The sequence below is a fragment of the Bifidobacterium sp. B4079 genome, from assembly GCF_026537385.1.
Lineage (GTDB): Bacteria > Actinomycetota > Actinomycetes > Actinomycetales > Bifidobacteriaceae > Bombiscardovia > Bombiscardovia asteroides_I.
In genome coordinates this window covers 355,597-368,897 of record NZ_JAFNMH010000002.1, presented here as the reverse complement: position 1 = coordinate 368,897, position 13,301 = coordinate 355,597, and the positions used below count along the sequence as shown (strand labels likewise).

10 protein-coding genes are annotated in these 13,301 nt (G+C 57.5%); 3 read left to right on the top strand and 7 right to left on the bottom strand.

Features of this window, described 5'->3' with window-relative positions; all coding sequences use genetic code 11:
• Positions 1-113: 113 nt before the first annotated feature.
• The 4 genes from J3T95_RS06245 to J3T95_RS06230 all read right to left on the bottom strand — a co-directional run bounded on the left by J3T95_RS06245 (position 114) and on the right by J3T95_RS06230 (position 5,158).
• The gene (locus tag J3T95_RS06245; protein ID WP_267450825.1) at positions 114-1,754 is read right to left on the bottom strand and encodes a glycoside hydrolase family 43 protein; all 1,641 of its coding nucleotides are present in this window, start codon (positions 1,752-1,754) and stop codon (positions 114-116) included.
• Positions 1,755-1,762: 8 nt separating this feature from the next.
• Entirely contained in the window at positions 1,763-2,764 is a 1,002-nt protein-coding gene (locus tag J3T95_RS06240; RefSeq protein ID WP_220236275.1) for a carbohydrate ABC transporter permease, read from the bottom strand.
• Between the two features lie 3 nt (positions 2,765-2,767).
• Positions 2,768-3,688, bottom strand: coding sequence for a carbohydrate ABC transporter permease (locus J3T95_RS06235; RefSeq protein WP_267450824.1), 921 nt, complete (start codon positions 3,686-3,688; stop codon positions 2,768-2,770).
• Positions 3,689-3,760: 72 nt separating this feature from the next.
• Positions 3,761-5,158: an ABC transporter substrate-binding protein gene (locus J3T95_RS06230; protein WP_267450823.1), complete on the bottom strand. Its 1,398-nt coding sequence runs from the start codon at positions 5,156-5,158 to the stop codon at positions 3,761-3,763.
• A gap of 261 nt (positions 5,159-5,419) precedes the next feature.
• On the opposite strand from J3T95_RS06230, the gene J3T95_RS06225 reads away from it, so the two are divergent.
• A complete protein-coding gene (locus J3T95_RS06225) occupies positions 5,420-6,475 on the top strand; it encodes a LacI family DNA-binding transcriptional regulator (protein WP_220236277.1) in 1,056 nt (351 codons plus the stop codon).
• 26 nt (positions 6,476-6,501) lie between these two features.
• Here J3T95_RS06225 and uxaC read toward each other — a convergent pair whose 3' ends face one another.
• From uxaC to J3T95_RS06210, 3 genes are all read right to left on the bottom strand, one after another.
• Entirely contained in the window at positions 6,502-7,911 is a 1,410-nt protein-coding gene (uxaC, locus tag J3T95_RS06220) for a glucuronate isomerase (RefSeq protein WP_267450822.1), read from the bottom strand.
• Positions 7,912-8,100: 189 nt separating this feature from the next.
• Positions 8,101-9,111, bottom strand: a complete 1,011-nt coding sequence (locus J3T95_RS06215) for a LacI family DNA-binding transcriptional regulator (protein ID WP_220236279.1) — start codon at positions 9,109-9,111, stop codon at positions 8,101-8,103.
• Entirely contained in the window at positions 9,108-10,175 is a 1,068-nt protein-coding gene (locus J3T95_RS06210) for a LacI family DNA-binding transcriptional regulator (RefSeq protein WP_267450821.1), read from the bottom strand. The genes J3T95_RS06215 and J3T95_RS06210 overlap by 4 nt, the downstream gene beginning before the upstream one ends.
• Before the next feature lie 258 nt (positions 10,176-10,433).
• On the opposite strand from J3T95_RS06210, the gene J3T95_RS06205 reads away from it, so the two are divergent.
• On the top strand, positions 10,434-12,077 hold the full coding sequence (locus tag J3T95_RS06205; protein WP_267450820.1) for a mannitol dehydrogenase family protein: 1,644 nt from the start codon (positions 10,434-10,436) through the stop codon (positions 12,075-12,077).
• 74 nt (positions 12,078-12,151) lie between these two features.
• Entirely contained in the window at positions 12,152-13,285 is a 1,134-nt protein-coding gene (locus J3T95_RS06200; protein WP_267450819.1) for a mannonate dehydratase, read from the top strand.
• Positions 13,286-13,301 lie beyond the last annotated feature (16 nt).

Genomic DNA, 13,301 nt, shown 5'->3' with positions numbered 1-13,301 from the left:
GCGGGCACAGGGAACCGCAAGCCTTGCGAACCGTGCGCTTCCCGCCGATCCAGCGTGCCGCCTAAGCCGAATGGCCTTGCGGCACCTCTCCATCGCATGCCCGGTGGGCCTATTTATCGCTGGTGATCTTGTTGATCTTTTGCCACCTCCTGATAGTCGAAACCATTGAAGTCTGCATATGAACGGTGGGCATCCATATCCTGAGCACAGATGCCGACCATGGCTCCGGAGAAGACGGTCTTCCCCCGGAGCGCTCCTACGTGGTCATCGCTGAGATGATTGGCTGGCAGAGTGCCCCCCAAAGGCCGGAGATTGTCGCGTTCACCTCGGAGGCTGTCCTGGTCCTGGCTGAAATAGAAGCGGGCCCTCGATCCCCGAACCTTCACTGCAAGGCCCACGCCCATGCCAGCCTGAAGAGGCAGCAAGTCGCTCCCGAAACTGAAGCGATCCCCTTCGTTGATGAGGATGCGGGCCACCGGGCAGTCGCGCTCTTCCTCCTGTGCTGTGACGTAAGCGTACATCCAGTTGGCAGTATCGTAGAAGAGGACCAGGCCGGCGGTCTGCTGGAAGTTGGCGGGTTCGAACTCCATCCAGGTAAAGGCATCAAAGTTGAAGGCCTGCCAGCGACGGGCCAGCAGGGTTTGCCTGTGCAGGCTGGACAGGCTCTGGCCGCCATGGAGCCGCAGCCATCCCGGACGCTCCTTCAGGGAGTAATCAACCTCAGGACGCAAGGGACCACGAAGAGTCTTGAAGGAGGCAGGCAGGTCGCTGGTCGGCGTAAATCGGACGGATTCGGAACGATCCACAACCTGTTTGGCCGTACTTTCCCTGACCTCCACATGAAGAGACGGATTATGGCCGCCATTGGCCAGGAGCGGCCAGTCGTCCTGATCCCAGACGATGGGATCCAGGCTGGTCTCCCTGCCCAGAACGCAATCCCCCCTATGGCCCAGAGGACGTGAGCAGAGATAGGCTATGTACCATTGGCCTTTGTATTCCAAAAGGCTGCAGTGCCCTGCTTTCTGGATGGGCCCGTCCGGATCGTCCTTGGAAGTGATCAAAGGCGTATGGGGGGATTCCTCCCAAGGTCCTGTCAGCTTGCGTGAACGCACCACCGTGGCTGCATGATTCCACTCGGTCCCACCAGCTGCGCATACCAGATAGTAGTAGCCGTGACGGCGATAGATCTGCGGTCCCTCACAGACCCCCAGGCTCGTGCCTCGAAAGATGTGGCGGCGAGGTCCGACCAGACGCTTGGCGCCGGCATCAAACTCCTGGATGACCACGCCAGCGAAACGCTCATGGTCCATTCGCCAGTCATAGAGCATATTGACGAACCATGAACGCCCATCCTCATCATGGAAGAGGGAGGGGTCGAAGCCGGAAGCCGTTACAAAAACAGGATCGGACCAAGGTCCGGTAATGGAAGGGGCAGTGACGATGTAGTTCAGCGTGTCCTTGTATATGGTCGCGGTCTTCACATCGGTGAAGACGAGCCAGTACAACCCCTTGGCATAGGAGAGGTGAGGCGCCCAGATAGCTCCGGCATTCGGATCCCCCATCAGGTCGGCCTGGCTGGTCCGGGTCAGGGGCGAGCACACCCACTCCCAGTTCACCAGATCTGTCGAGTGATAGATGTCGACCCCTGGCCACCATTCGAAAGTGGAGTTGGCTATGTAATAGTCCTCCCCCACTTGAAGGGCGGACGGGTCGGGATGGAATCCCGGGATGATGGGATTGGTCAGACTGCTCATAACGTTCCTCACTGCTTGACCGCGCCGGCCGAAAGACCGGATTGCCAGTACCGCTGCAGGAAGAGGAAGGCGATAATCAACGGCACGATGGCTATCAGCGACCCGGTCAGAATCATATTGTTGGGCACCACATGGTAGGTAGCGTCGCCTCCCATCTTCATCCAGACGTTCAGGCCCACAGTAAGCGGGTAGTCTTTGACGTCGGAGAGCATGATCAAAGGCAGGAAGTAGTTGTTCCAGACACTGACCAAGGCGAAGAGGAGCGTGGTGACGAAACCTGGAGCAAGCAGAGGCATGGCGATCTTCCAGAATATGGTCCAGGTGTTGGCGCCATCGATCCTTGCAGCCTCCACCAGTGATATAGGGATGGAAGTCTGGGCATAGATGATCATCAAGTACAGACCAAAGGGGTTGGACAGCTGAGGAATGATGACGGCCCATGGTGTATTGGTCATGCCTATCTTCGAGTACAGGAGGAAGAGGGGAACCGTGATGACCGTGGAAGGTATCGACATGAAGATCAGCGTGACCCAAAGCAGCGCTTTACGTCCGTGGAACTTCATTGTGGCAATGGCATACCCGGCGAAAGTGGCGAAGAGCGTGGCTCCCAAGCCGGCTACGATTGCATAGACCAGGGTGTTGATCAGCCAACGGCCGTAAGTTCCATTCTGAAAAACGAACACGTCATGGATGTTCTGGAAGAAAGCGTTTTGGTCAGAGAACCAAAGCCCGGGGGAACTGTAGAGTCCCTCATTGGTCTTAGTCGAAGAGAAGACCAGCCAGATCAGGGGAATCAGACAGTAAATGACCATGATCAGCATGATCAGGTGCAGGAGGATATCCATGACCTTCTGCGCTGGGGTCAGACGGACCGGGACGCCACTGCCGCCAGAGGCCTTTCGCAGCCTTATGGCATGATCTTTCCGCGCTAATTGAGCATCGCGCCTGCTCAGTGATGCAGGACGCTTTGGGGCCTGTATGGGTTGGGATTCGGTTTGCGCACTGGACATGGTTTACCTCCCCTCCCAGCGGTTGCCCAGGGTCTTGACAACAGTGATGATGATCATGGTGAAGAGGCCGACAACCAGAGAGACGGCAGCCGCGTAATTCAGATCATTGCCACTGAAAGCCAAGGAATAGGTGTACAGGTTTGGCGTGTAGTAGCTGGTCACGACCTCAGGCGCAATGGTCTGCATCATGCTGGGGGTGTTGAACAGCTGCAGCGCATAGATGATGTTGAAGAGCAGGGTCATGACCACCGAGGAACGAATCTGCGGAATCTTGACTGACCAAGCGATTCTGAACTCGGATGCTCCATCCACCCTGGCCGATTCATAGAGCTCCTCGGGCAGGGCCTTTAAGGACGAATAGTAAATCAGGGTGTTGTACCCCATGGATACCCAGATGCTGATGTTGATCATGGCGAAGATCATCAGTTCCTTGGACATCATGTTGGGTGCATGCGCGTTGAAGAGTCTGAAGAACTGCCCAATCAGGCCATAGTCGGTGCCATAGATGTAGCTCCACATCAGAGCGGCGATGACATTGGGAACAGCATAGGGCAGGAAGAGCAGGATGCGCGGGATGGCCACATGCCGGATCCTCTGGGAATCCAGCATCAAGGCCGCCAGGAGGGCGAGGAAGGTCATGAGCGGCACTTCAATGATCGCAAATACGGCAACCCGCTTGAAACCGTCCCAAAGCAGGGGGTCCTTCAGGGCCCTGATGTAATTGGCGAAGCCTGTGAACTGCTCGCCGCCTATCATCTGCTGCTTGAACAGGCCCAGATAAAACGCATAGACCATCGGGATTATCGTCCCGCCGAGAAAGACGATCACGTAGGGCAGGCACCACAACATTCCAATGTGCTGGAGCCGCTCCTTGCGCGATTCCGCCCGGGATCCGGGCCCGGCGGATACACTCACTGCGCTCATGGCGCTTTCCTTTCTTGAAAATCTAAAGTGGAAGCCCCGAGGCCATGCCGGCCTGCGGGGCGATATCCGCTGCTACTTGACGGTGATCTTGAAGCCCTGCCCATCGGCATAGGTCTTCAAGGAAGACTGCCACTTGGAGAAGGAGCCAAACAGGTCTCCGCCTTTCTTCATTTGAGGCACGACGATATCCTTGAAGTCCGTGGCGTACTGTGAGTTGAAGGGAAGAACCGACCAGTTGGCATTGAGAGCATCAGCCGACTTGAAATAGACCGAATTGACCTTTTGACCGCCAAAGTAGTCGTTGGGCGCATTGGCAGCGTCCTTGTCCGTTTGGAAGGATTTGGCCGCGTTGAAGAAGCTTCCCGTCTTCTGGAAAAGGTCGATGGACTGCTTATCCGAACCCATCCAGTTGATGAAGGCGACGGCTGCGGCCTGTTTCTCCTTGGCGCACTTTGAAGTTACGGAGAGCAGCGATCCGCCTATCTCGCTGGTCTTGAGACCAGCGGATCCATCGCCCCAGGCCGGCGGGAGGGCCACTTCAAACTTCCCCTTGAGGGAGGGCTGCTGCTGGACGAAAGAGGTGCCCTTCCAGCAACCATCAAACTGGATGCCCCAACGGCCCTGGGCGAATCCGCGGTTGTACTGATCGCTCTTATTGGCTACCGGCTCAAGCACATCCTCATCAATCAGCTTTTGAATGAAATCGGCGGCCTCCTTGACCTTGGCATTGGTCATGTCAAGAGTCACATCCTGAACACCCTTGACGGTCCAGGGTTTGGCGCCGGACTGACGGACAATGGAAGCCATGTAGCGAACATCAGTGGTGTCGACGAAGCTCATGTACCTGTTGGGGTCAGCCTTGTGCAGGGCGATGCCCTCTTCCTCGAATTCCTTCCAGGTGGTGGGCACCTTCAGACCGAACTGATCCAAAACGTCGTGACGGACAAACATGACCTCGGGTCCCTGATCCAACGGGGTGCCATACAGTCCGTCAGCTACATGGACATTTTTCCAGGCTGCGTCATTATATAGTTTGCCCATGTCGGACTCAATGCTCTTGTCCGCGAAGTTCAGGAGCGAATTCGTCACTGCGAACTGGGGCAGGTAGTCGTACTCCAGCTGGACGATGTCAGGAACATCCTTGCCTGACTTCAATATGTTCTGAAACTTCGTGTAGTGATCGGATGAAGCACCCGTTTGAGTCACATTGACCTTGATGTTGGGGTACTTGGCCTGGAAGGCATCGATGTTGGCCTGCTCGATGTCATAACGCCAGGTCCAGAAGTTCAGCGTCACCTTCTTGTCGGACTTGAGCGCCTGGTTCACGTCGCTCATCGTCATGCCGTCGCTGTCCTTGCCGGCCTTCGGCGAGGATGAATCGCCGCTGCCTCCGCAGGCCGTCAACCCGATGATCATAGCCAGCCCGGCACATACGCTCAGGGCCTGTCTTCCCTTTGTTCTCCAGCTCATACCAGTTGCCTTTCGATAATCTTCATTGATTTTGCGATTATTATTATCGCTGTTTTCGATAGTAGTTGTGATGTCAATCACAGTCAAATCGTCTAACTATTACTATTTTATACGCGATTGCCGCGATACTTTCATGTCTTTTGCCTGTATATCCCAAAACCGATGTCACCGATTTTACGAATACGTCACATTTTCAGACCATAATTATCGAAACATTTCGGTATACTGATCCTATTCAAACATGAGATGCTAGGGGGAACCATGAGTTCAAGCTCGTCGTCCAGCAATGGCAAGAATCCAACCTTAGCCGACGTCGCATGCCGGGCCGGGGTCTCCATCGCCACCGTATCCAAGGTGATAAACGGAAAGAGCGATGTGGCCGAAAAGACTCGCGAACGGGTCGAACAGGCCATCGATCAGCTCGGATACTTCAGGTCAGGCAGGACCGGAGCCTCTTCCAACCTGATCGAATTGGCCCTGCAACATCTGGACAATCCATGGACCCTGAATCTTCTGGACGGGGCTGCCGAAGTAACTTCCAGCCGCGGAATCCGGCTGGTTCTGAGCGAAATCAACGATCCCCGTCTTCTGGCCACGAGGTGGCTGGACGAGGTTTTGGCCCGCCGGCCCCTGGGTGCCATCCTGATCTTCTCCAACCCATCGGCCGATCTGGCCAGACGGTTCGCGTCACGCCGCATACCAGCGGTCTTCGTTGACCCGTGGGGGAACCCGATTCTGGGAACCATGTCGGTTCAATCCGACAACTGGTCCGGCGGGCTCTTCGCCACCCGCCATTTAGTCGAACTGGGCCATCAGCGTATTGGCACCATCACAGGACCCGATGGGGTCATGTGCTCCATAGCCCGCCTAGACGGCTACCGAACCGCCTTGCACGAGGCTGGCCTGGGATTTGACCCGAGACTGATCCGCCAAGGGCGATTCAGCGTGGCGGACGGCGAACGATTCGCCATGGAGTTGCTGAACCTCGACGATCGCCCCACCGCCATCTTCGCCCAGAGCGACTTTCTGGCCATGGGAGTCTACAAAGCTGCCAAACGCCTAGGCATCCGCATTCCTGAGGAACTCTCGGTAGTCGGCTTTGACGACATACAGACAGCAGGATTCATGGGACCCGCGCTGACCACCATCCATCAGCCCCTGATGGAAATGGCAGCCAGGGCGGCGACGATGATCCTGGATGCCAGATCGGGCAAGACCGTCGACCCCAGAGCCATCCTGCCCAACACCCTTGTCGTCCGGGAATCGACCTGCCCGCCGCCGAAACACGCGGACCACAGGCAGGCAGGAGCCCTATAAGGCGCCACTCTTCGATTGACTGCGCATCAGCTGCTTGCAAAAAGAGACAGCGCGTTCTCATAGGAGACCGCACGCACCAGAGGAGCAAGATGCTCCTTGTCATCAGGGATGATGCCCTGAGCGGCCCAGTCGCCCAAGAGCCCGCAGAGCACCCTGCGGAAGAGCTCGTGTCTGGGGAAAGACAGGAAACTGCGGGAGTCCGTAGTCATTCCCACCGCATTGCCCAGGAGTGAGGTTTCAGCCAAAACTTCGAGCTGCCGACGCATCCCGGAGACGGTGTCGTTGAACCACCAGGCGTTGCCCAACTGAAGCTGGCCCTGATCATCGCCTCCGAAGCAGCCCAAATCAGTGGCTATGGCCATATAGTCGTTGGGGTTGAGGGAATAGACAATGGTTCTGGGCAAGATATTCGAGCTCTGCGCCTGGTCAAGGAGGGCGGCGAGAGGGGCAGCAACCGAATTGTCAGCCATGGAATCGTAACCCGTGTCGGCTCCAAGCTTCCCAAAAGCCGTCGAGTTGTTGTTGCGTCTGGCCTGGAGGTGAAGCTGCATGGTCCAGCCCCTATCCTTGTAGATTCGCATCAGCTCAAGAAGGAGGGCCGCACGATATTGGGCCTGTTCCTGCCTATCAAGACCTAGACCTGCCCTGGCCTTGCTGAAAATGGCATCCAGATTTTCGACAGTCGACGGAGCGAACTCGACCACATCGACAGCATGGTCGGAGAGTCTGGAGCCATGCTGGTGGAAGTAATCAACCCGATCGCGCAGAGCGTCAACCAGTTCGCTGAAGTCATTGATCGGCTTGCCGCAGACCGACTCCATTGTGCCGATCCAATCGCCATATCCATTAGCGGTCGGATTCAGGGCGACATCGGGGCGGAAGGCGGGAACCATCCTAAAGGGCTCCCCCTCCTTGGCGAATTGATCGTGATACTCCAGATTATCCTCAGGGGAATCCGTGGTGCAGACGATCTTGACGTTCATGCGACGCAGAAGCGCTCTTCGCGAGAAGTCCGGGGTGGCCAGCTGCTCATTCGTCTGATCAAAGATGGACTTGGCGGTCTTGGTGGTCAGGGGTTCGCAAATGCCGAAGTATCTCCGCAGCTCCATGTGCGTCCACAGATAGACCGGACTGCCTACAGCCTGTTCCATGGTCTGGGCGTAAGCCATAAATTTCTCCCAAGGGCCCCCGTCTCCGGTGATCAGCCGTTCCGGAATGCCATTGGCCCTCTCCAGCCGCCATTTATAGTGATCTCCATAATTGCGGCCATCTGTCAGCCAGGCATCGACAATATTATCGAAGTTGGGATCCTCGTAGATCTCCTTGGCGTGCAAATGGCAATGATAATCCACCAGAGGAAGATTCTCAGCTACGTCATGGAACAAGTCCCGAGACAACTGCGTCCCGAGGAGAAAATCGTCATCCAGGAAAGCCACTACAAACTCCTTAGTCGAAAACAGCAAGTCCAGCATTCGAATTTCCGCAATGCCCAAAATTCTTCTGTACAGACCAACGGACAGGCGAAACAGTCACGCGATCGGAACTCGCATATGCTATTGGTCAGCCTATGCGCGCCTGAAGAGGCAGAGCATGATGTTGCCATGATTTGTCGGAACCTCCCCTGATCAGGAACCCGACGCAGCCTTCCCCGTGCTCTCCCGGACGATCAGGCGGGAAGGGATCATGATGCTCTGAGGCAGATCAGTTCGGCCATTCAGCCGATCCAAAAGGATGCAGGCTGCTGTCTTGCCCAGTTTCGGCGGGGTGTTGCCCACGCTGGACAATGGCGGATCACTGACCTGCGCCATAGTGTCATTGTCGAATCCGATGATCACGTAGTCGTCCGGACAACGAATCCCCTGACGACGCACAGCCGCCATGAAGCCCAGGGCCATCAGGTCGTTGTGAGCAATGACGGCGCCTGTGGGATCATTCAGATACTGCTTCGCCAGGGCATACCCCCCGACGAAGGTGGGAAGACCCGGCCAAATTCGTCGAACAGTCACCCCACGCTTGCGGAACTCTTCGTAAGTGTGATTCCACCTGACTCCCACCGACCATGAGGAAGAAGGTCCATCGAGATAGGTCACTCGTGAGTAACCCATGGAAACCAGTAGTTCAGCGGCCTGACGGATACCAGTCCCAATATCGATGGCCACGCTGGGCACCCCACGCACGGTCCGGTTAACCACGACGATGGGCCTGGTCTGGGCGCACTTGCGGATCATGGCATCAGGCATTCTCGATGAGGTCAGAATTACCCCGTCCACATAGGCGGCGATCTTGTTGAAGGCCTCCCGCTCTCTGGTGGCGCTTTCCTCGGATTCAGCGACGATAAGGGCAAATCCAGCCAGGTTGAACTCGTGCTGTACGGAACGAATGATGTCAGAAAAGAACTGGTTGGCGATATCCGGAACGATGATGGCGATCATGCCCCGCAGCGTCCTGGACGGAACCGTATCGACCGGCTCCGTATAGTACCCCAGTGCGTCGGCTACAGCGAATATCCGCTTGGTTGTAGCCGCACTGACCCTGTCAGGCCGGGAGAATGCTCTTGATACCGTGGAGGGGGAGACGCCGGCCTTGTCAGCCACCTCTCTGATCGTCACGCGCCTGGAACGGTTATGACAGCTCATGACCGAAATTCCTTCTCTGCCCCGTTTCGATCCAAGGGCTTGCTCGGCCTGGCACCCGTGCTCTGCCTGATGATCAGACGGGCCGGAACCGTCGGGGCTACAGACAGGTTGGCTCCGGAAAGACGCTGCATAAGTAGATCGGCAGCCCCCTGCCCAAGGGCTGAAAGGGACATATGAATGGTGGTCAGAGGCGGACTGCTCACCATGGACATGGTGTCGTTGTCGAACCCGATGACGGAGATATCACGAGGGCACTCGCAGCCGAGCCGTCTGAGGGCCACGATCAGGCCGATCGCCATCAGATCGTTGTGGGCGATGACCGCTCCTGTGGGGTCGTCCATATACTTCTCTGCGAAGGAATAGCCCCCGTAAAAGGTAGGAGCGCAAGGCAGCGAGCGCTTGACGCTTATCCCCTTGGCGTCGCATTCATTGAAGATATGCCGCCACCGGATGCCTCCTGACCATGAGGCAGCCGGACCATCCAAATACGTCAGGCTCCGGCAGCCCAATGCGTACAGGTAATCGACGGCCTGGCACGCCCCCTTGGACACATCGATGCTGATGCTGGAGACGCCCCGGACATCACGGTTGACGCTGACCAGGGGGCGCAGCTGGGCGCACTTGCGGATCATGGCATCGGGCATCCTAGGGGAAACCAGGATGATTCCCGAGACCACAGGAGCGACAGTATCCACGATCCGGCGCTCCCTGGCGATGGACTCCCTAGTATCAAGAATCAGAGTCTCGAAGCGTGAGCGCTCGCACTCGTCCTGGACACTGCGAACGACACCAGTGAAAAACTGATTGCCCAGGTCGGGCACAATGACCGCAACCAGTCCCCTGCCCTGCGAACTTGACCGGCTATCGACAATATCGCTGTGGTATCCCAGTGCATCAGCGACCCGTTGAACCATTCGAGCCGTCGAAATACTGACCCGATCCGGACGCGAGAAGGTACGCGAGACCGTTGAAGGGGACACTCCGGCCTGGCGAGCCACATCATATATGGTGATACGGCGGTTGTCCGTAGAGGAATCGCCACCCGAACCTGCTCCGGTCTTCATCTATTCGTATCAGCCTTCCTCGTCTGCCCCATATCGCATGAAATACACGCCAACGGCGCCGAGCACTTCTAGCTTTTAGCTTCTAGCTTCCAAGTATATGCGGCTTCCCGGTCCCATAGCAGCCGACAGCAGCCTGATGAGAAACAAACGGCAACTCCGGAAGCACATGGGCACCGACTTGGTAGGTTCGGAGTCAGGATGGGCAAGCGGGTACGCCTGGTCTCCGCGATATGGTTCTCTTGGTAAAGGAAGACACTGATGCTTCACCTTAGCGGCGATATACATAATGAGGCTGCAGCCTGGCAGAAGGCCGGCGTGACTCTGCCAACCTACGACATCAAGGCCATGCGCCAGGCCACCAAGCGCTTGCCTGCCTGGGTCCACTTTGGGGCCGGCAATCTCTTCAGAGCAGTTCACGCCCCCATTGCCCAAAAACTTCTGGATTCAGGCGCCACCGACCAAGGCATATTGGTGACCGAATCCTACGATCCAGCCATCATCGACCAGGCCTACACTCCCTTTGACGACCGCTATCTTCAGGCCATCCTGAAAGCGGACGGATCTATGAAGACCTCGTTGGTCGCCTCAGTTGCAGGCACCTACCCTCTGGGTGAAGATCCGAAGCCCCTGCATGATCTGAAGCTGGTCTTCCGCAATCCCGGCCTGCAGATGGTCACCACGACCATCACCGAGAAAGGCTATGCCTTGGTCGACTCCCAAGGGCGGCCGCTGCCATGGATCGCTCCGGAATTCGGGGGCGGACCTGATAAAGCCAAGAGCGCCATCGCAGTCATCACGGCCCTCCTGCTGGAGCGCTTCCAGGCCGGTGCCCTCCCCCTGGCCCTGGTCAGCACCGACAACTTCTCACAAAACGGGAAGCGGTTCGGCCAAGCCGTCAGGCAGATGGCTGACGAGTGGATAGGGAGGGGCCTGGCAGAAAAAGGCTTCGGCGACTACCTCAGAGACAAGAGCAAGATCACCTTCCCGCTGACCATGATTGACAGAATCACTCCCAACCCTGACAAGGAGGTGGGTCGCCGCCTCAAGGCTCTGGGCATCGCTGACGCGGAACCCTTCCGGACCAGGGGCGGAACCACTATGGCCCCATACGCCAATACTGAGGAAACCTGGTATTGGGTGGTTGAGGACGACTTCCCTGCAGGCCGCCCGCCTCTGGAGAAAGCAGGGGTCTACATGGCCGACAAGGATACGGTCAACGCCGCCGACCAGATGAAGGTCACCACCTGCCTGAACCCCCTGCACACGGCTCTGGCTGTCTTCGGGATGCTCCTAGGGTATCCGACCATGTCAAGGACCATCGCTGACCCAGACCTCAAGGCCTTGGTCACCCGCCTGGGGTATGCGGAAGGACTGCCTGTGGTCGAGGACCCGGGCATCTTCTCCCCAAAGGAGTTCCTCCGCCAAGTCATCGAGATCAGGATTCCCAATCCTGGTCTGCCCGATACACCGGCGCGCATCTGCACCGACACCTCACAGAAAATCCCAGTCAGGTACGGAATCACCATCAGCAGGTACATCCGATCCCAGGATCTTGACACAGCCGATCTGGAAGCCATCCCGCTGATCATTGCCGCATGGCTGCGGCTGCTGATCGGTTCGGATGGCCATGGAACCGACGACGCCGGACGGCTGGTCAAGCTGAGCCCGGACCCGCGTCTGGAGGAGCTTCAAAGGATTCTGGCCGACATCCCACTCAATGGGTCAGCCAAGAAGGAGACTCTGGCGGCGACCATCAAATCCATCCTGGCCGATGCCTCCATCTTCGGAACCGATCTGAACGCCACACCACTGGCCGACAGAATCGAGACCTCACTGGCCGCCATGTGCCAGGGCAATGGCTCCGTCGCGAACACCCTTCACAAAGCTGCAAGCGCCTGGTGACGTCGGCCGTCTGCTGACTGGACAAGGCACGAAATAACCGGGCCCGCCCGATTCGAATGTAAGGAGAGAGCATCATGCACATGGGATTCCGCTGGTATGGAGAGGGCAACGACACCGTCAGCCTGGATGATATTCGTCAGATTCCGGGGGTGGAGACCATTGTCTGGTCCCTCCACCATAAACAGGCCGGCGAGGTTTGGCAGCCGGACGAAATCGAAGATGCCATGGCGGCAATCACCGAGTTGTCCGCCAGGGATCGGGCGGCAGGCATAACCAAAACCTTCAACGCCGACGTGGTTGAGTCGGTCAACGTTCACGAATCCATCAAGACCGGTTCGACAGTCCTCAGGATGAGCCGCGATCAGGCCATTGACGCCTATATCGAGACCGTAGCCAACCTGGGCAAGGCCGGTGTCAAAGTCGTCACCTACAACTTCATGCCGGTCTTCGACTGGCTGCGTACGGAGATGTTCCACCCCTGCCCAGATGGGTCCACCGCTCTCTACTACAACCAGCACCAAGTGGACCAGCTCAGCCCACAGGGCATCATCGACGAAACCTTGAAAGGGGCCGGATCCCTGACTGTGCCCGGCTGGGAACCCCAACGGCTTGCTCATCTGCCTGAACTGATGGATGCCTATCAGGGAATGGGCCACGAGCAGATGTACGCCAACTACAAGTACTTCCTGGATGCCGTGATCCCCACCTGCGAGCGCTACGGGGTCAAGTTGGCCGTCCACCCCGACGACCCTGCCTTCGACTTGTTCGGCTGGCCGCGCGTGGTCTCCAGCAAGGAGGGGATTCAACGGGTGCTGGATCTGAATCCCAGCCCCTGCAACGGACTGTGCCTGTGTCTGGGATCCTTCTCATCCAGAAGAGGCAACGACGCAGTGGATGCAGTCAAGACCTTCATGGGCAGGATCTACTTCAGCCACGTGCGCAACATCCGATTCACCGACGAGCAGGGCTCATTCTACGAGGTAGGTCACCGCGCCAACGAGGGGGACGTGGACACCGTCGGCATCATGAAGGCCTACGCCGAGGCCGATTACCAGGGCTACATCCGCCCCGACCACGGACGGCATTTATGGAGCGAAAACACGGAAGCCGGCAGACCGCGGCCAGGCTACGGCCTTTATGACCGCGCCATGGGCATCCAATATCTGCTTGGAGCCTGGGACGCTTACCGCTACAACCGTCGATACTGATTCCTCGTTCGCACTG

What these genes read in the sequence shown, in the direction of transcription:
- J3T95_RS06245 (WP_267450825.1), bottom strand. Translation starts at nt 1,754, where the DNA reads ATGAGCAGTCTGACCAATCCCATCATCCCGGGATTCCATCCCGACCCG.
- J3T95_RS06240 (WP_220236275.1), bottom strand. Translation starts at nt 2,764, where the DNA reads ATGTCCAGTGCGCAAACCGAATCCCAACCCATACAGGCCCCAAAGCGT.
- J3T95_RS06235 (WP_267450824.1), bottom strand. Translation starts at nt 3,688, where the DNA reads ATGAGCGCAGTGAGTGTATCCGCCGGGCCCGGATCCCGGGCGGAATCG.
- J3T95_RS06230 (WP_267450823.1), bottom strand. Translation starts at nt 5,158, where the DNA reads ATGAGCTGGAGAACAAAGGGAAGACAGGCCCTGAGCGTATGTGCCGGG.
- J3T95_RS06225 (WP_220236277.1), top strand. Translation starts at nt 5,420, where the DNA reads ATGAGTTCAAGCTCGTCGTCCAGCAATGGCAAGAATCCAACCTTAGCC.
- J3T95_RS06215 (WP_220236279.1), bottom strand. Translation starts at nt 9,111, where the DNA reads ATGAGCTGTCATAACCGTTCCAGGCGCGTGACGATCAGAGAGGTGGCT.
- J3T95_RS06210 (WP_267450821.1), bottom strand. Translation starts at nt 10,175, where the DNA reads ATGAAGACCGGAGCAGGTTCGGGTGGCGATTCCTCTACGGACAACCGC.
- J3T95_RS06205 (WP_267450820.1), top strand. Translation starts at nt 10,434, where the DNA reads ATGCTTCACCTTAGCGGCGATATACATAATGAGGCTGCAGCCTGGCAG.
- J3T95_RS06200 (WP_267450819.1), top strand. Translation starts at nt 12,152, where the DNA reads ATGCACATGGGATTCCGCTGGTATGGAGAGGGCAACGACACCGTCAGC.